The 17,169-nt window shown below is 69.5% G+C and carries 14 protein-coding genes; 6 read left to right on the forward strand and 8 right to left on the reverse strand.

The window, feature by feature from the left end:
* Window positions 1-676, forward strand: a 676-nt coding sequence (locus tag VGD93_RS00895; RefSeq protein ID WP_395008260.1) for a 3'-5' exonuclease, incomplete at its 5' end; no start/stop codon positions are given.
* A gap of 91 nt (window positions 677-767) precedes the next feature.
* Window positions 768-1,220: a pseudoazurin gene (locus VGD93_RS00900; protein ID WP_395008262.1), complete on the forward strand. Its 453-nt coding sequence runs from the start codon at window positions 768-770 to the stop codon at window positions 1,218-1,220.
* A gap of 46 nt (window positions 1,221-1,266) precedes the next feature.
* Here VGD93_RS00900 and VGD93_RS00905 read toward each other — a convergent pair whose 3' ends face one another.
* Window positions 1,267-2,520, reverse strand: coding sequence for an NnrS family protein (locus tag VGD93_RS00905; RefSeq protein WP_395008264.1), 1,254 nt, complete (start codon window positions 2,518-2,520; stop codon window positions 1,267-1,269).
* 125 nt (window positions 2,521-2,645) lie between these two features.
* Here VGD93_RS00905 and VGD93_RS00910 point away from each other — a divergent pair, with 125 nt between their 5' ends.
* Complete coding sequence (locus tag VGD93_RS00910; RefSeq protein ID WP_395008266.1) at window positions 2,646-2,951, forward strand: DUF1858 domain-containing protein; 306 nt, start codon at window positions 2,646-2,648, stop codon at window positions 2,949-2,951.
* 192 nt (window positions 2,952-3,143) lie between these two features.
* Here the strand turns inward: VGD93_RS00910 and VGD93_RS00915 are convergent, their stop codons facing one another.
* The 4 genes from VGD93_RS00915 to VGD93_RS00930 all read right to left on the reverse strand — a co-directional run bounded on the left by VGD93_RS00915 (window position 3,144) and on the right by VGD93_RS00930 (window position 8,196).
* Window positions 3,144-4,448, reverse strand: a complete 1,305-nt coding sequence (locus VGD93_RS00915; RefSeq protein ID WP_395008268.1) for a PQQ-dependent sugar dehydrogenase — start codon at window positions 4,446-4,448, stop codon at window positions 3,144-3,146.
* A 42-nt stretch (window positions 4,449-4,490) separates the two neighbouring features.
* Complete coding sequence (locus tag VGD93_RS00920) at window positions 4,491-5,762, reverse strand: 4-aminobutyrate--2-oxoglutarate transaminase (protein WP_395008270.1); 1,272 nt, start codon at window positions 5,760-5,762, stop codon at window positions 4,491-4,493.
* Window positions 5,763-5,858: 96 nt separating this feature from the next.
* Window positions 5,859-7,007 carry an acyl-CoA dehydrogenase family protein gene (locus VGD93_RS00925; RefSeq protein WP_395008272.1) on the reverse strand — a complete coding sequence of 383 codons (1,149 nt, stop codon included), beginning with the start codon at window positions 7,005-7,007 and terminating at the stop codon, window positions 5,859-5,861.
* A gap of 22 nt (window positions 7,008-7,029) precedes the next feature.
* Window positions 7,030-8,196 (reverse strand): acetyl-CoA C-acyltransferase, encoded by a 1,167-nt coding sequence (locus tag VGD93_RS00930; protein ID WP_395008274.1) that lies wholly within the window; start codon window positions 8,194-8,196, stop codon window positions 7,030-7,032.
* A gap of 116 nt (window positions 8,197-8,312) precedes the next feature.
* Here VGD93_RS00930 and VGD93_RS00935 point away from each other — a divergent pair, with 116 nt between their 5' ends.
* From VGD93_RS00935 to VGD93_RS00945, 3 genes are all read left to right on the forward strand, one after another.
* Window positions 8,313-8,963 carry a TetR/AcrR family transcriptional regulator gene (locus VGD93_RS00935; protein ID WP_395008276.1) on the forward strand — a complete coding sequence of 217 codons (651 nt, stop codon included), beginning with the start codon at window positions 8,313-8,315 and terminating at the stop codon, window positions 8,961-8,963.
* The gene (locus tag VGD93_RS00940; RefSeq protein WP_395008278.1) at window positions 8,960-9,979 is read left to right on the forward strand and encodes an NAD(P)H-dependent flavin oxidoreductase; all 1,020 of its coding nucleotides are present in this window, start codon (window positions 8,960-8,962) and stop codon (window positions 9,977-9,979) included. The genes VGD93_RS00935 and VGD93_RS00940 overlap by 4 nt, the downstream gene beginning before the upstream one ends.
* Before the next feature lie 64 nt (window positions 9,980-10,043).
* On the forward strand, window positions 10,044-12,407 hold the full coding sequence (locus VGD93_RS00945; RefSeq protein ID WP_395008280.1) for a 3-hydroxyacyl-CoA dehydrogenase/enoyl-CoA hydratase family protein: 2,364 nt from the start codon (window positions 10,044-10,046) through the stop codon (window positions 12,405-12,407).
* A 120-nt stretch (window positions 12,408-12,527) separates the two neighbouring features.
* Here VGD93_RS00945 and VGD93_RS00950 read toward each other — a convergent pair whose 3' ends face one another.
* From VGD93_RS00950 to VGD93_RS00960, 3 genes are read right to left on the reverse strand one after another with little or no spacing between them, the layout of a single operon-like run.
* Window positions 12,528-13,346 (reverse strand): alpha/beta fold hydrolase, encoded by an 819-nt coding sequence (locus VGD93_RS00950; protein ID WP_395008282.1) that lies wholly within the window; start codon window positions 13,344-13,346, stop codon window positions 12,528-12,530.
* A 14-nt stretch (window positions 13,347-13,360) separates the two neighbouring features.
* Window positions 13,361-15,109, reverse strand: coding sequence for a hydantoinase B/oxoprolinase family protein (locus tag VGD93_RS00955; protein ID WP_395008284.1), 1,749 nt, complete (start codon window positions 15,107-15,109; stop codon window positions 13,361-13,363).
* Window positions 15,106-17,169 carry a hydantoinase/oxoprolinase family protein gene (locus VGD93_RS00960; RefSeq protein ID WP_395008286.1) on the reverse strand — a complete coding sequence of 688 codons (2,064 nt, stop codon included), beginning with the start codon at window positions 17,167-17,169 and terminating at the stop codon, window positions 15,106-15,108. The genes VGD93_RS00955 and VGD93_RS00960 overlap by 4 nt, the downstream gene beginning before the upstream one ends.

Below are 17,169 nucleotides of genomic sequence, written 5' to 3' on the forward strand. Positions count from 1 at the left end.
GCCGCGCGCCTCGGAAGGCTGGCCGGCGCTGCTCGCCGCCGTGGCGCAGTTGCGCGCCCGTGCCGCGGGCTGGCCCGCCGAGATCGAGCGGGCGCGGCTATGGTACGAGCCGCTGCTCGAGCACGTCTACGAAGACGCCGCCATACGGCAGGCCGACCTGCTGCAACTGCAGCAGATCGCCGCGAGCTATCCGTCGCGAGAACGGTTCCTGACCGAGCTGACGCTCGATCCGCCGGAAGCCACCAGCGGCCGTTCCGGCGTGCCGCTGCGCGACGAGGACTACCTCATCCTTTCCACCATCCATTCGGCCAAGGGGCAGGAATGGAAGTCGGTATACGTGCTCAACGTCGTCGACGGCTGCATCCCTTCCGATCTGGGCACCGGGACGGCGCACGAACTGGAAGAGGAACGGCGGCTGCTCTACGTGGCCATGACCCGTGCCCGTGACGACCTGCATCTCCTCGTGCCGCAGCGCTTCTTCGTGCACCAGCAGCACGTGCGGGGCGACAAGCACGTCTATGCCTCGCGGACGCGCTTCGTCAGCCGGCCCATGCTGCCCCTGTTCGACGACGTGATGTGGCCGCCGGTGGCTCCGGTCGGTGCCGCCGGGCTGTCGGCGCAGGTACCGCGGGTCGACATCGGGGCGCAGATGCGTGGCATGTGGCAGGCGAAATAGCCCCCGCTTTGGGCCATCTCACCGCCATCGGGAACCAATCGCCGCGCACGGCATTCGCTCCTCGTATAGGCAAGAACCCGAGGTTACGACCATGGCACCCCGCATAGCGCTGGTCGCCGCGACAATGCTCGCGGTGTCCATTTCTCCCATCCAGGCCGCCGACTACGAAGTCCACATGCTCAACAAGGGCGCCGATGGCCAGGCCATGGTGTTCGAGCCGGCGCTCACCAAGATACAGCCCGGCGACACCGTCACCTTCATTCCCACCGACAAGGGGCACAATGCCGAGACCATTCCCGGCATGCTCCCGGAGGGCGCGGAGCCGTTCAAGGGCAAGATCAACGAAGCGGTCACCGTGACCTTCGACGTGCCGGGGGCCTACGGCATCAAGTGCCTGCCGCACTACGCCCTGGGGATGGTGGCGCTGGTCGTCGTCGGCGACAACCCCGCCAATCTCGATGCGATCAAGGCCGAAAAGCTCCCCAGGCAGCCGAAGGAACGTTTCGAGGAAATGCTCAAGCAACTCGAGGGCGAAGACGATTAGGCCCTTCGCGCCGGCCCCCTGACGGGCCGGCCGCGATCGCCACCCTTCACTCGGCCGCGGCCCTGCTCGCCATGGGCTGCGCCCGTGCGCCGACCCGGGGCATGACGAGCATGCGCCCGTACTCCACCGAGAACACCGAGAAGGCCAGTATCCAGGCGCCGGCGCTCACCTCCAGGATGAGGTGGTAGTAGTCCGGCAGCAGTTCGGCGAACGGGCGGATGACGGCCGCGACGAGCACGAGCAGGTAGGCCAGCGAGGTCCAGCCGGATGCCGTGAGCCGGCGCCCGGTGTGGCCGAGCGTCGCCCGCGTCATCACCGCCAGCGTCATGTTGCCGATGGCGCCGACCGTCAGCAGGTGCAGCGCCGAGGGCGCCTGCAGCCAGCCCAGCGCGGCGAGTGCGACGCCCGCCATGCCGATCGGCACGAACAGATAGGCCACGTGCAGGACCGCGACCAACGGCTCCTCGAGGGTGGCATGTCCCCGCCAGCGCAGCACGCGCCATAGTTGCAGCACCGCCGCCGCCGTGGCGAGCAGCGCCGTCGGGACGGTCTCGGGAAACACCGTCCAGGCAGCCAATGCCACCACCAACACCGTCACCGCCGCCTGGTCGAGGCTGCCGAAGGGAGCCGGCACGCGGCTCGCCCCGGCCTTGTTCAGCCAGTTGCGGGTGAAACTCGGAACGATCCGCCCCCCGACCAGGGCAATCAGCGCCACGAGGGCGGAGATGCCCGCGCGGAACATGTATTGCGGGTCGCCCCCGGTCAGCACCAGGGTGTGGAAAGCAATGTTGACAGCGCCCAGCACGGTGAGGGCGATGAGGATCTTGAGGTTCTTCCAGTTGCGGCCGGAAATGATCTCCCGGCCGGCGATGGCGGCCAGCGCCGGCACGAAGGCGGCTTCGACGACCGCCGCCAGGTAGGGGCCGAGCGCCTCGGGAACCAGCATGGCGAGCCGCCCGGCCAGCCACAGCAGCACGAGCGCCAGTAGCGGCAGGCCGGACACCGGAAGCCGTCCGGTCCAGTTCGGGATCGCCGTCAGCATGAAGCCGGCGAGCGCCGCGGTGGTGTAGCCGAACACCATCTCGTGGGCGTGCCAGTTGAGCGGCCCATAGGTCGTCCCGCCGACCTCCCAGCCCGACGTCAGGGCGGCGATCCAGAGCCCCATTGCCAGGACCGCGTACACCCCGGCGCCCAGGAAGAAGGGTCGGAAGCCGTAGGACAGCAGCGCCGGTCCATCGGTGGCAAGACCCCGCGGAATGCCGCCCTTGGGACGGCTCGACGCCGCTTCTGTTTCGACCATGCTGCAGACTCCCGCCGATGCGCCCTGCTTGTTGCCTACAATTCTTCCCCGCGTCTTTGATGCGGCGCAAGGACGCATCTGCCTCGCGCCCCTAGCTTCCCCGTTCGAGGATGGGAGTGCACTCCATGCGCGACGAGGATTTCTCCGGCCTGAACGTGGCGGACATCATGAGCCGCTGGCCCGCGACGATCGGCGTGTTCATCGACTTCAGGATGCACTGCATCGGCTGTCCCATCGGCCATTTCCACACGCTGGCCGACGCGGCCGAGGAACACCGGATTCCGCTCGACCGGCTCGCGGTCGAGATCGCTGCCGCAATCGCCTCCGATGGCGACGGCAGCGAGAGGCACCGCGCGATCATGCGCGACCCGGAAGCGCCGGCGGCGGCGCCGGACGAGACGGTGTCCACCCCCCTGCCCCCGGCACGCTGACGGCTTCGATCGACGCTGCGTCGTGACGCTGGCCGGGAACGGATGCGGTAGGCAATCCGTTTCCGACCAGCAAGAACAACAAGGGGCCGCTCGATGTACCGCGCCGTAATCCTGTCCGTGCTTTATCTGCTGGCCATGACGACCCTGGTCTCGGCCTATGCCTTCGTCGCGTGAGGCCGCTCTCTCCGAAAATCAGCCCGCCGCTCCCCTCACCCGCCAGATGACATCGCCCACGTCGTCGGCCAGCAGCACGCTGCCGTCGCGCGCAAGCGCGACGCCCACGGGCCGACCGTAGGACGCGAGCTCGTCCGGGGCGAGAAACCCGGTCAGCACGTCGCGCGGCCGCTCGCCGGTCGGGCGTCCGCCGGAGAACGGCACGAAGACAAGCTTGTAGCCGCTGAGGCGCGACCGGTTCCATGAGCCGTGCTGGCCGACCGCCATGCCCTCCGGGTAGCCGGGAAGCGTGCCGGCGGGCAGCCAGCACAGGCCCAGCGAAGCGGTGTGGCCTCCGAGCGCGTAGTCGGGAACGATCGTCTTCGCCACCATTTCCGGGTCTTGCGGCACGCGCTCGTCGGCAATGCCCCAATAGGCGTAGGGCCAGCCGTAGAAGCCGCCATCCTTGAGCGACGTGAGGTAGTCCGGCGGGGTCTCGTCGCCCAGCCCGTCGCGCTCGTTGACCACCGTCCACAGCGCGCCGGTGGTCGGCTCCCAGGCCATGCCGACCGGATTGCGCAGGCCGGCGGCGAAGACGCGGCTCCGGCCCGAGGCGAGATCGAGTTCGTGGATGCAGGCGCGCCCCTCCTCGAGGTGCACGCCACCCTCGGCGATGTTGCCGATCGAGCCGACCGCGACGTAGAGCTTGCTGCCGTCGGCGCTCGGGATCAGGTTGCGGGTCCAGTGCCCGCCCGGCGGCGTGTCCATCACCTTGCGGCCCGGTGCGGTGATCCTAGTCTGCCCCTCGGCATAGGGGAAGGCGACGACGCCGTCGGTGTTGCCGACATAGAGCGTGTCGCCGACCAGGGCCATGCCGTAGGGCTGGTTCAACCCTTCAAGCAAGGTTTCGCGCACTTCCGCCACGCCGTCGCCATCGGCGTCGCGCAGCAGCGTGATGCGGTTGGGGCTCGCGCCGAGGGCCCCGGCCCGGCGCATGGTGGCGGTCATGGCGAAGTCGAACGGCGTCCGCGTCGGCCCGGGGACGGTCAGGGCCTCCGCCGCCAGCACGTCGCCGTTGGGCAGCACGAGGATCTGGCGCGGATGCCGCAAGCCGCGGGCGAAGGCATTGACCACGAGGCCCGGCGCCGCGACCGGTGACTGCCCTTCGTCCCAGCCCCTGGCCGTGGGCATCTTCAGCGTCGGCACGTATTGCGGCGCGGCGGCAGGAATTTCCGGCGCGACGCCATAGACCGGCTCGGCAGACTCTGCCCTTCCGTGCCGCATCAGGATCGCCGCCGCGCCGATCCACGCGACCACGCGTGCGAACATGTCCGATATGCTCATGCTTGCCTCCAGCTTGCGTCCGCCTGCCGACGGGCGTGGTCCTCACGCAGACTCGACGATGGCGCTCTCGATGACATCCATGGCCTCCGCGAAGACGTCGTCCTCGATGGTGATGGGCGACAGGAAGCGGATGACGTTGCCATAGACGCCGCAGGTGAGCAGGATCACGCCTCGCTCCAGCGCCTTCACGCGCACCGCGTTGGCGAAGTCTGGGTTGGGGGTCGCCGACCCGGGCAGGTTGAACTCCACGGCGTTCATGAAGCCCGGGCCGCGGACCTCGGCGATCTGCGGAACGCGGTCGGCGAGGCCCGAGAGCCGCTGCTTCAGCCGCGCCCCCAGGCGTTCGGCGCGCTCGCACAGGCTTTCGTCGGCAATGACGTCGAGCACGGCGTGGGCCGCGGCGATGCCCACGGGGCTGCCCCCGAACGTGCCGCCGAGCCCGCCGGGGCCTGGCGCGTCCATCACCTCGGCGCGGCCGACCACGGCAGCGATCGGGAAGCCACCGCCCAGGCCCTTGGCCATGGTGGTCAGGTCGGCGGCCACGCCATGGTGCTCCATGGCGAACATCTTGCCCGTGCGGGCGAAGCCGGTCTGGATCTCGTCGGCGATGAGCAGGATGCCGTGGCGGTCGCAGATTTCGCGCAGCCGGGTCATGAACTCGCGCGGCGCTTCGTAGAACCCGCCCTCGCCCTGCACCGGCTCGACGATGATGGCGGCGACGCGCGAGGGATCGACATCGGCCTTGAAGATCTTGTCCAGGGCCTGGAAGGCCATGTCGACGCTGATGCCGTGCAGCCGGACGGGGAACGGCGCGTGATAGACCTCGCCCATCATCGGGCCGAACGCCGTCTTGTAGGGCGCCACCTTGCCGGTCAGCGACATGGTCATGAAGGTGCGGCCGTGGAAGCCGCCGGCGAAGGCGATGACGGCGGAGCGGCCGGTGGCGGCGCGGGCAATCTTTACGGCATTCTCGGCGGCCTCGGCGCCGGTGGTGACGAACACGGTCTTCTTGGCGAAGTCGCCGGGCACCAGCACATTCAGGCGTTCCGCCAGGCGTACATAGTGTTCGTAGGGTACCACCTGGTGGCAGGTGTGGGTGAAGCGCGTGAGCTGCTCGTTGACGGCGGCGACGACACGCGGGTGCAGGTGCCCGGTGTTCACCACGGCAATGCCGGCGGCGAAATCGATGTAGCGCCGGCCTTCGACGTCCCAGAGCTCGGCGTTCTTCGCGCGCTCGACATAGACCTGCGTGGTGACGCCGACTCCGCGGGCGATGGCTTCGGTGCGGCGGGCAGAGATGGCGGCGTTGGACATGTCATCCTCGTGGCTGTGGCTGCCGGCGCCACAATGCCGGCAAAGCTCTATACATCCCGCCGGCCACGCCCGGCGTCCAGTCCAAAACGCTGCCGTTCAGCCGCCGTCGAGCAACTGATCGAGATTGCGGGCGATGAGCAGGCGCTGGATGTCGCTCGTTCCCTCGTAGATCTGGCAGACGCGTACGTCGCGATAGATGCGCTCGACCTCGAAATCGGCGACGTAGCCGTAGCCGCCGTGGATCTGGATGGCATCGGAACAGACGCGCTCGGCCATTTCCGAGGCCTGCAGCTTGGCGATCGAGGCGTGGGTCACGGCCGGCCGTCCGGCATCGCGCAGGGCGGCGGCGTGGTGCACCAGCTGGCGGGCGCCTTCGATCCGGGCGGCCATGTCCGCCAGGCGGAAGGCGACGGCCTGGTGCTCGATGAGCGGCCTGCCGAAGCTCGAGCGCTCGCGCGCATAGGCCACGCTCCGCTCGAAGGCGTCGCGCGCCATACCGACCGACTGCGCCGCGATGCCGATGCGTCCGCCTTCGAGGTTGGAGAGGGCGATCCTGTAGCCCTCGCCTTCGCCACCGAGGCGAAGCTCTTCCGGCACCTCCATGTTTTCAAAGGCGATGCTGGCGGTGTCGGAGAGGTGCTGGCCAAGCTTCGTCTCGATCCCCGTTACCCGGTAGCCGGGAGTCGCGGTGGGGACGATGAAGGCGCTGATGCCGTGCTTGCCGGCGGCCGGGTCGGTCACGGCAAAGACGATGGCGACGTCGGCATTCTTTCCCGAGGTGATGAACTGCTTGACGCCGTTGAGCACGTAGCGATCGCCCCGCTTCTCGGCTCGCGTCGTGATCGCGGCCGCGTCCGATCCCGCCTGCGGCTCGGTCAGGCAGAAACAGGCGAGCCACTCCGCCCGCGCCATCGGCGGCAGGAACCGCTGCTTCTGTTCCTCGGTGCCGAACTTGAGGATGGGCGCGCAGCCGATGGAGTTCTGCACGCTCATGATCGTGGAGATCGCGCCGTTGCCGGCGGCAATCTCCTCGATGGCGAGCGCATAGGCGACATGGTCGGTCGCGGCGCCGCCATAGGCTTCGGGCACGAACATGCCCATGAGGCCGAGCCGGCCCATCTCGTCGATCCGGTCGCGGGGAAACTCGTGCGTGCGGTCCCACTCCGCGGAGAACGGCGCCAGCCGCTCGCGGGCAAAGCGGCGGGCCGTCTGCCGGATCATTTCCTGGTCGTCGTTGAGGAGCATTTCGGGCCCTCCCGGACTCGCGTCAGATCAACTCGACGGCCACCGCCGTCGCTTCGCCGCCGCCGATGCAGATCGCGGCCACGCCGCGCCTGCCACCGGTCCGCCTGAGGGCATGAATGAGGGTGACGACGATCCGGCCACCCGAGCAGCCGAGGGGGTGCCCAAGGGCGCAAGCGCCGCCGTGGACGTTGAGGCGGTCGTGCGGGATGTCCAGTTCGCGCATCGCCGCCATCGGCACGACGGCAAAGGCCTCGTTGATCTCGAACAGGTCGACCTCGGGCACCGACCAGCCCAGCCGCTCGAGCAGCCGGCGGATGGCGAAGACGGGCGCCGTGGTGAACAAGGCCGGGGCGCCGGCATAGCTGGCGGCGCCCCGCAGCACGGCCAGCGGGGCGATGCCCCGGCGCTCGGCGACCGACAGCCGGGCCAGCGTCATGGCCGCGGCGCCGTCCGAGATCGAAGCGGAACTGGCTGCGGTAACGGTGCCGCCCTCGCGGAAGGCGGGGCGCAATTGCGGGATCTTTTCGGGCCTGGCGAGGCCGGGCTGCTCGTCGACGGCGACATCGCCGACCGCAACCGTCTCGTCGGCAAACGCCGCGGTCGCGATGGCCTGGCTCGCTCGCCGCAGCGATTCGAGGGCGTAGGCGTCCTGCTCGCCCCGCGTGAACTGGTAGTGGGAGGCCGTGTCCTCGGCGAAGCTGCCCATCGAACGACCCTTGTCATAGGCGTCCTCCAGCGCATCGAGGAACATGTGGTCGATCAGCTGGCCATGCCCCATGCGGTACCCACGCCGCGCCTTGGCGAGCAGATAGGGCGCGTTCGACATGCTCTCCATGCCGCCGGCAACGACGATCTCGGCGCTGCCGGCGCGGATCGAGTCCGCGGCCATCATGGCCGCCATCATGCCCGAGCCGCAGACCTTGTTGACCGTCGTCGTCCCGACGCCGACGGGCAACCCGCCGCCGATCGCGGCCTGCCGTGCAGGGGCCTGGCCGAGCCCGGCCGGCAGCACGCAGCCCATGAAGACCTGATCAACGGACCCCGCCTCCGCTCTGCCTCGCGCCAGCGTCGCCGCGACGGCGGCCGCGCCGAGCCCCGTGGCTGGCGTCCCCGCCAGCGCCCCCTGGAAGCCGCCCATCGGCGTGCGTACTGCCCCGGCGATGATCACCGGATCGAGGTCGGGCCCCATGTTGTTCTCTCCTGCCGCGCTAGGTTCCGATATTTGACAGTGGTTTACTCACGAGTATATGAGTTACGCAAGAGAAAACCTCTGAGGCGCGCTGGCAGGACGGCGACGAGGCGGCGATGCGCGAGGACGCGATGAAATCGGCGAACGCATCCCCCTGGCCGCAGCCGGAGGAGCGGGCGCGCGAACGCGAGAGCAAGCGGGATGCCGTGCTGGCCACCGCGGCGCGGCTGTTCAACAGCCGGGGCTTTCACGCGACCTCGCTCGACGACGTCGCCAAGGTGCTCGGGGTGACCAAGCCCACCATCTACCACTACTTCTCGAACAAGGACGAGATCCTGTTCGAGTGCACGCGTCGCGGCCTGGAGGCGGTCTCCGCCGCTGCCGCCCGGGCCGCCGGCGCCGGCGGCAACGGGCTCGAGCGGATGCGCTCGCTGATGACCGAGTATGCCGTCGTCATGACGCAGGACTTCGGTCGCTGCATTACGCTCACCTCCGAAACCGACCTGTCCGACGCCAGCAAGACGGAATTCCGTCGCCTCAAGCGGGAGGTGGACCACATGGTGCGCAGTGTCGTTGCCGCCGGCATGCAGGACGGATCCATCGCCCCGGCGGACCCGCGCCTCGTCACCTTCATGATGACCGGCGCGCTCAACAGCATTGCCCGGTGGTTCGACGGGAGCGGCCCCCTGTCGGTGGACGAGGTGGCCCGCGCCAGCGTCGACATTCTGGTCACGGGGCTGGCGCCGCGCGGCCTGCCAGGCGCATGAGCATTCCCGGACCGCTCGCCGGCAGGCTGCGCCTGCCGGTCATCGCCGCCCCGATGTTCCTCGGCTCCGGGCCCGACCTCGTCGTCGAGGCCTGCCGGGCCGGGCTGGTCGGCACCTTCCCCGCACTGAACCAGCGCACCAGCGAGGGATACGAGGCCTGGCTCGACGAGATTTCGTCGCGGTTGTCGGCCCATCCGAGTGCGGCACCGTTCGGCGTCAACCTCGTCGTGCACACCTCCAACCCGCGGCTCGCCGCCGATCTCGAACTGACCGTCAGGCATCGCGTGCCGCTGGTCATCACGTCGCTGGGAGCGGCGCAGGAGGTCGTCGCTGCCGTGCATGCCTATGGCGGCATCGTCTTCCATGACGTCGTCAACCTCCGTCACGCCCGCAAGGCCGCGGCGGCGGGAGTCGACGGCATCGTCGCGGTCTGCGCCGGTGCCGGCGGCCACGGCGGCACGCTCAGCCCGTTCGCGCTGGTCGCGGAAATCCGCTCCTTCTACAGCGGCACCATCATCCTCTCGGGCGCCATCTCCCGTGGGGAAGACATCGTTGCGGCACGCGCACTGGGCGCCGACCTCGCCTATATTGGCACCCGCTTCCTCGCAACCCGCGAATCCCTCGTCGACGCGGCACAAAAGCAGATGATGATCGAAGCCGGTGCCGCCGACATCCTCTACACACCGGCCATCACGGGCGTGAACGCCAATTTCATGCGCCAGAGCCTGCTGCGCCACGGGCTCGACCCGGACAAGCCGCCACAGCCCGGCCGGCTCGACATGCACGAGGCCAAGGCCTGGAAGACGGTATGGTCGGCCGGCCAGGGCGTCGGCACCATCCGCGACATCCCGACAGTCGCCGCACTGTGCGAGCGGCTGGCCGCCGAATATGCAGCGACGCTCGAGAGGCTGGGGAACGACCCCTTCCCGGCCGTTCCCGGCGCCTCGCCGCTTGCGGCAAAACCTGCCACGTCGCCGCCACGGAAGCGGTCCGCCGCCGCATCGGGCAGGCGCTGAAACCCGGCCGGAGCGGCCGCTCTCCCTGCCGGCCTCCTCGCCGGCCCACCAACAGGAAACCTATATGTCAAGACAGGGCATCCCCACCGGCAACGTACAACCACAGGCCGCCGGCGTCGCGGCCACCGGCATCCGGCGCGCCGCCGTGATCGGCGCCGGCTCGATGGGCGGCGGCATCGCTGCGCAATTCGCCAACGCCGGCGTGCCCGTGGATCTGCTCGACATCGCCGGACCCGAAGGCGCCCGTGACCAGGCGGCGCTGGCCGGCATCGACCGGCAACTCAAGGCGGGCGGCTTCATGCACCCGCAAGCCGCCGGCCTCGTCCGCCCCGGCAACGTCGAGGACCATATGGACCGGCTGGCCGAGGCCGACTGGATCGTCGAGGCCGTCATCGAGAACCTCGACGCCAAGCGCAGCCTCTATGCGCGCATCGACGCGGTGCGGCGTCCCGGCACCATCGTTTCCTCCAACACATCGACGATTCCGCGCGCCGACCTGCTCGGGGGCAGGACCAGCCAGTTCGCGTCGGACTTCCTCATCACCCATTTCTTCAACCCGCCGCGGCACATGCGGCTCGTGGAGTTCGTCATTGGCGCGGAAACCGATCCGGCGGTGCTGCAGCGGGCGCGCGACGCCGCCGAAATCATCCTCGGCAAGACCGTGGTCGATTGCCGCGACACGCCCGGCTTCATCGCCAACCGCATCGGCTGCCACTGGCTGGCGGTGGCGCTGATCGAAGCCAAGGCCATGGGCCTCACCCCCGAGGAGGCCGATGCCGTCATGCAGGCGTTCGGCATCCCCAGGACCGGCGCCTTCGGCCTCATGGACCTGATCGGAATCGACCTTGTTCCGCACATCTGGGGCAGCCTGCTGCAGACATTGCCCGCCTCCGACGATCTGCACAATTACGACCTGTCGGGCGACGCCACCATTACCGACATGCTCGCCAGGGGCCGTTTCGGGCGCAAGGCCAGGGCCGGTTTCTACCGGCTCGGGGCCGACAAGTCGCGCGAGACCCTCGACTTCGCCACCGGCGAGTACCGCCCGGAGCAGCCCGTGTCCCCCAAGGCGCTGCCGGGCGGCGGCAGGGACATGCTCGCCCTCGTCGAGGCGGATGACCGCCTCGGCGCCTATGCCTGGCGCGTGCTGTCGCGCGTGGTCGACTACACCGCCGGCAACGGCGCCGAGATCGCCGGCGACGTCGGCGCGATCGATCTCGCCATGACCCTGGGCTACGCGTGGAAGGACGGGCCGTTCCAGCTCGCCGACCGCATCGGCGTCGGGCGCATCGCCGCGCGCCTCGAGGCGGAAGGCCGGACGGCCCCGTCGCTGCTTGCGGCCGCCGTGGCGGCCGGAGGCTTCTACGATGCCGCCGGCACGGCGCTCGACACCGACGGCAGCCGGCCGGCCCGCCGCGCCGGTGCGCCGCTGTCCAGCCTCGCCTCGGCGCGCCGCGGCCGCGCCCCCATCATCGGCAACGATGCCGCTTCGCTGTGGGACATCGGTGACGGCATCGCCGTCTTCGAGATGCATACCAAGCTCAACAACTTTGCGCCGGCGGTCTTCGACGTCCTCGAGGAGACGCTTGCCCGCGGCGGCAAGGACTTCGTCGGCCTGGTCCTCGGCAACGACGATCCGCGGGCGTTCTCGGCGGGCGCCGACCTCGGCTTCATCCTCGGCCTGATCAAGGACGGCGACATGCCCGCCCTGTCCGGCTACATCGCCCGCGGCCAGGCCGCGTTCCTCGCCCTCAGGCAGGCGCCGTTCCCGGTCGTGGCCGCGGCCCATGGCCTCGCCCTGGGCGGGGGCTGCGAATTCACGCTGCATGCCGACGCCGTCGTCGCCCATGCCGAGTACCAGGCCGGGCTCCCCGAGACCAAAGTCGGGCTGGTTCCCGGCTGGGGCGGCTGCGCACAGCTCCTGTGGCGCGGGCAGCAGGCCTCCGACGCATCCGGCGAGCCGCTTGCCGCCGCGACGCGGGCGTTCGCCATGATCATGGAGGGGGCGCCTTCGGGTTCGGCCTGGGAGGCCCGCTCGAAGGGCCTGCTCAGGCCGGACGACAAGGTGGTGATGAATCGCGGCCACCTGCTGCGGACGGCCCGCGACTGGGCGATCGAGCTGGCGCCGGGCTACGCGCCGCCGCCCGAGGCGACCGTCGCGGTGACGGGCGCATCGGGAAAGTCCTCCCTCATGCACGAGGCCCGGGGCGAGCACGCCGCCGGCCGCCTCACCGATGCCGACCTCGTCATTGCCGAGACCCTGGCCACGGTCCTGACGGGCGGTAGCGAGGGCGGGGCCGGGCGAACGCTGAGTGAAACCGAGGTGATGCGGCTCGAACGCGAGGCGCTGGTGGAACTCAGCAAGACGGCCGCCACGCGGGCCCGCATCGAGCACATGCTGGCGACAGGAAAGCCGTTGCGCAACTGAGGGAACGGCGCATCCGGCAAGGATGCGCCCGGTGATGGTCCGGAAGGTGGGCGGGGCAGCCGATCAATTGCTGCGACGCCCACCTTCCCGCCCGGGAAGCCCCGGAAAACGGACGCCGATCTACGCCAACGGATGGGCGGCAAAGAACGACGTGACCATGTCGCCATAGGTCGCGTGCGCTGCCGGATCCGCGCCATAGACGTGGCCGATATCGGGAATGACCTTGAACGCGCTGCCGGGGATCGCCGCGGCGAGGGCACCAGCGAGGCGCGGCCCGCCCAGCAGGTCGTATTCGCCACAAGTGACCAGGGTGGGACAGGCGATATCGCCCAGAATTCCGGTCGCGTCGTGCTCGTAATTGGCCTGCAGGAGCTTGAGGTGGGCCTTCTGGCGCTGCTTCCAGGTGCCGCTCTGGCTATCCGCGGCCTTGGCCCGCGCTTCCAGCCTCTCCTCCGTGAAGTGCTCGGGGCGCAGTACCAGCAGCGCTGTGAACAGCGAGTAGAACGTCGTGTCCTCGAGGCCGCGCAGCATCAGCATCAGGCGCTGCTGGGCATGGTGGTAGGGCTCGGGGGCGGCCCAGCCGGCGGAGAGGACCAGGTCGTGGACGAGATCGGGCCGGCCGGCGGCGAGATGCTGGGCGATGCAGGCGCCCAGGCCTCCCGCACCCAGCAGGTGCACCCGCTGCAGGCCGATCGCGTCGAGAAGCCGAGCGGCGTCCTCGGCATAGAGCCGGGTCGACGGATCCGCGCCGTCGTCCTCCGATTGCCCAAACCCCCTGTGGTCGAAGACGACGACACGGAACCTCTCGCGCAGGGCGGCCGGCTGGTTGAGAAAGCCCGGGCCGGTGGTCAGCGGGAAGCCGCCGAGCGCCAGCACGGGCTCGCCCTCGCCGTGCATCTCGAAGTACATCTTGCGTCCATCGATCGATATCGTGGGCATGAAACCTCCTCCTATCAGGCACGCTCGCGCGCAGCGACGGCATCGGCGGGTCCCCGCGCCAGCGAGGTCCGCTCACGGTCGAGCGCGCCGTTTTCGACGCATACGCCGTAGAGCGCCTGCGCCTGTTCCTCCGACACGAACCCCTCGCGCACATCCCGCAGCACGGCCTCCGTGGGCCGGCGCCTGGGATCGCCCCAGCCGCCGCCGCCGCTGGTCTCGAGGATGGCGACGTCGCCGGCCTGCATCGGAATGCTGTTGGCCAGGCCGGGGTGCTCCTCGACAACCCCGCTCGTCCGCTGGATGCGAAGGCGGGCGAGGCCTCCCGGATGGCCACCGGCAACGCCCGGAGAGGGAATGGTCGTATTGCCCAGCCTCGGCGTCAGCGTGCAGTCCACGAGCACCCTGACGTCCCGGCGCACGCCGCAGCCCCCGCGATACTGCCCCGCGCCGCCCGTGTCCTGGCGAATTTCGTAACGCTCGATGCGAACCGGGTGGCCCGGCTCCACCTGGTCTACCGGGTAGTTCCGTGAGGCGTGTCCGTAGATAACGTCCGGGCCGTCGCCGAAGGATCGCGCGCCCAGCCCGACCCCGAGGGTCTCGGCGAATGCGGGGCGCGGCGGGTTGATCCCCGGGAAGCTGAACGTCGCCACGCAATAGACCGGGCTTGGCGCATTCATCCGCCCCGAGGTTGCCTGCGACAGCAGGTCGGCGACGCACACGGCGAGGGCGTTCTTGACCGTCGAGCGCGCGAACAGTGGCGCCGGATAGTTCGGGCGGACGATGCTGCCCGGCCGGGCTTCGACCGACTTGAGGACCGACAGCGCGCCTTCATTGATGAGCAGCTTCTCGTCCAGGACCAGCAGCAAGGACGCGATCAGAAGCCGCGTTCCGGCCAGGCTGGACATGTAGTTGAGCGGCACGTCCACCTGGTCGTCGGACTCGCGCAGATCCATCGTCAGCGCGCTTCCCGACTTGGACAACTCGGCGGCGACGGTGATCGACTCGCGCCCCGCCAGGCGACCGTCGATCTTCTGACGGGAGACGTAGCGCCCGTCCACCATCTGCTCCCTGACGACACGCTCCGCGATGGCCGCCGAGCGCGCGATGGTCCAGGCGACGGTGTCCTCATAGGCTCCCGTACCCCAGCGCGACGCCAGCGCCTGCAGGCGCTCCACGCAGAGGCGGCAGCCCGCCATCAGGGCGCGCCAGTCGCCCTTGATGAGGTCGGGCACGCGCGAGTTGCGGACCAGCACCCGCATGAATTCCTCGAAAACCTCGAAGTCCTGGCCGACGCGGATCGGGGGATAGGCAATTCCCTCGTTGAAGATGTCCCTGGCGTCGAACGATCCGCTGCCGTGGCGCAGGCCGCCGATGTCCTCGACATGGCCATAGGCCGCGGCGAAACCGAGCAGGGTGCCGTCGCGGTCGTGTGCGGGCATCAGCACCACGACGTCGGGAAGGTGCTGGACGGCTCCTGCCGAACTGTACGGATCGTTGTAGAAGAAGATGTCGCCGGGCTTGATGGAAGCGGCGGGATAGCGCTCGAGCACGGGTTGCACGAGGCCAGCCCCGGACAGGCCGATCAGGGCGTGGACCATGCGCCCGTCGGGGTCATACACCCCCATGAAGTAGTCCTTCTTTTCGCGGAAGATGGGCGACATGGCGGCGCGGCCGATGACCACTTCCATCTCGTCGACGGCGGCGCGAATGCCGCTCAGGACGACCTCCCGAGTGATAAGGTCGGTACCGAAATCCTGTGTCACCGGGCATGCTCCTCTTCGTGCTGCTCGCACGCGATGATGATCGATCCGTTCTCGGTCACTTTCGCTTCCGTGCCAGGCGGCAGAACCACCGTCGAGTCGTAGCTCTGGATCACTGCGGGACCGGTGATATGGTGCCCGCTGCCGAGCCTTTCGCGGATGATGATGGGGCAATCGAGCCAGCCCGGCCCCTCGAAATAGACCGGCCGGGAACCGTCCAGCCCGGTCTCGCCACGCGAGCGTTCGACGGCGATGGGGGGCGCGAAGGGCAGCCGTCCATTCGCCAGCACTCGGGCACGAACCACTTCGACAGGCGCCCCCGGCATGTTGTAGCGATAGCGCACGCGATAGGCCTCTTCGAAGCTCTCAACCGCGCTGCGCAGCGTCTCCTGGTTTATCGGGCCCGGGGCCAGGGGCACCAGCAGCTCGCTGCCCTGGTTGACGTAGCGCATGTCGACCAGCCTCTCGATCGACCGGGCATCCGGCGATGCCCCCTCTTCGAGCCACGTCCCTGCCTGCGACTCCATGCCTGCGAAGGCGGCCTCCAACGTGTCCACGTCCAGCCCGTCGAGCGGCATGGCTCGCGGAAACGACGTCACGAAGTAGCGGCGCAGGTCGGCGGCCAGCAGGCCCTCGGTGGTGAAGACACCCGGCGACGGCGGAACCAGAACCCGCCTGATCCCGACCAACTGCGCGACTTCGACCGCGTGCAGCCCTCCCGCCCCTCCGAAGGCGACCAGCATGTAGTCCCGCACGTCGCGGCCCCGCTCGGTGGAAACATGGCGGATGGCGTTGGCCATGTGGGTATTCGCCATCCGCAGGATGCCGCGCGCGCCGGACGTCAGGTCCAGCCCCAGCGGCCCGCACAGGCGTGTCTCGATGACGCGGCGCGCCGCCTCGACCGACAGTTCCATTGCGCCTCCCGCCAACCGGTCGGGCAACCACCCGAGCAGCAGGAGCGCGTCGGTGACGGTCGGCTCGCAGCCCCCGCCACCATAACAGGCCGGGCCCGGGCGGGCGCCGGCACTGGCCGGACCGACGAGGAACCGGCCATCGTCGATGGCGGCGATGCTGCCGCCCCCCGCGCCGACGGTGTGGACGTCGAGGATCGGCAGGGCGATCGGAAAACCGCTGATCTCTCCATCCACGGTGACGTCGACCTTGCCATCGTCGGCGCAGGTCACGTCGCTGCTGGTGCCGCCGACGTCGAGCGCCACCACCTTGAGCACGCCGAGTTCGGCGGCAAGTGCGGCGGCGGCCGAGGCGCCACCGGCCGGGCCCGACATCACCGTCGTGATGGGCAGTTCGGCGGCGTCCCGCCAGGCGAGGACCCCACCGTCCGACGACATCACGTGCAGCGGGGCGCGCACGCCCACCCGGGCCAATTCGTCGGTCAGGCGCTGCAAGTAATCGCCGATCGTCGGCTTCACGTAGGCATTGATGAGGGTCGCCATGACCCGCTCGTATTCGCCTGCCTGCGGCAGCACATCGTGCGACACGCTGATCTTGACCTCGGGCATGGCCGCGCGGATATGGGCGGCCAGCGCCTGCTCGTGACTCGGGTTGGCATGCGCGTGCAGCAGGCCGACGGCGACCGTGGTGGCGCCCAGCCGCTCAAGGCCCGCAACGACGGCATTGCAGGCCTCATCCGACAGCGGTTGCAGGACGGTGCCGTCCCAGGCCATGCGTTCCTGGGCTTCAACGACCCTGTCCCGCCCGATCGGGCGGCGCGGCTTCAGCCAGCGGGCAATGCCGGTGCGCACCGCCGAATGCCGGCCGATCTCGAGGATGTCGCGGAAACCGGCCGTGGTCACGACCGCCGCGCCGCTCTCGCTACGCTCGAGCAGCGCGTTCGTCGCGAGCGTCAGCCCGTGTACGACCCTGCCGATGCCGGAAGGCGCAATCCCGGCATCGGCGCAGACCAGCTCGACGCCGCTGACGAACGCCTCGATCGGCCCGTGGCGCGACAGGACCTTTCGAATCCAGCGCCTGCCGCTCGGCAATTCCGAGAGCGCGAGGTCCACGAAGGTTCCGCCCACATCAACCGCTAGCACGTAAGTCAT

The sequence above is a fragment of the Devosia sp. genome, from assembly GCF_036406155.1.
Lineage (GTDB): Bacteria > Pseudomonadota > Alphaproteobacteria > Rhizobiales > Devosiaceae > Devosia_A.

Coding starts and splice junctions, on each gene's coding strand:
- VGD93_RS00925 (WP_395008272.1), bottom strand. CDS start 7,007: ATGCTCCTCAACGACGACCAGGAAATGATCCGGCAGACGGCCCGCCGC.
- VGD93_RS00900 (WP_395008262.1), top strand. CDS start 768: ATGGCACCCCGCATAGCGCTGGTCGCCGCGACAATGCTCGCGGTGTCC.
- VGD93_RS00920 (WP_395008270.1), bottom strand. CDS start 5,762: ATGTCCAACGCCGCCATCTCTGCCCGCCGCACCGAAGCCATCGCCCGC.
- VGD93_RS00950 (WP_395008282.1), bottom strand. CDS start 13,346: ATGCCCACGATATCGATCGATGGACGCAAGATGTACTTCGAGATGCAC.
- VGD93_RS00930 (WP_395008274.1), bottom strand. CDS start 8,196: ATGGGGCCCGACCTCGATCCGGTGATCATCGCCGGGGCAGTACGCACG.
- VGD93_RS00905 (WP_395008264.1), bottom strand. CDS start 2,520: ATGGTCGAAACAGAAGCGGCGTCGAGCCGTCCCAAGGGCGGCATTCCG.
- VGD93_RS00915 (WP_395008268.1), bottom strand. CDS start 4,448: ATGAGCATATCGGACATGTTCGCACGCGTGGTCGCGTGGATCGGCGCG.
- VGD93_RS00940 (WP_395008278.1), top strand. CDS start 8,960: ATGAGCATTCCCGGACCGCTCGCCGGCAGGCTGCGCCTGCCGGTCATC.
- VGD93_RS00935 (WP_395008276.1), top strand. CDS start 8,313: ATGCGCGAGGACGCGATGAAATCGGCGAACGCATCCCCCTGGCCGCAG.
- VGD93_RS00910 (WP_395008266.1), top strand. CDS start 2,646: ATGCGCGACGAGGATTTCTCCGGCCTGAACGTGGCGGACATCATGAGC.
- VGD93_RS00945 (WP_395008280.1), top strand. CDS start 10,044: ATGTCAAGACAGGGCATCCCCACCGGCAACGTACAACCACAGGCCGCC.
- VGD93_RS00960 (WP_395008286.1), bottom strand. CDS start 17,169: ATGACTTACGTGCTAGCGGTTGATGTGGGCGGAACCTTCGTGGACCTC.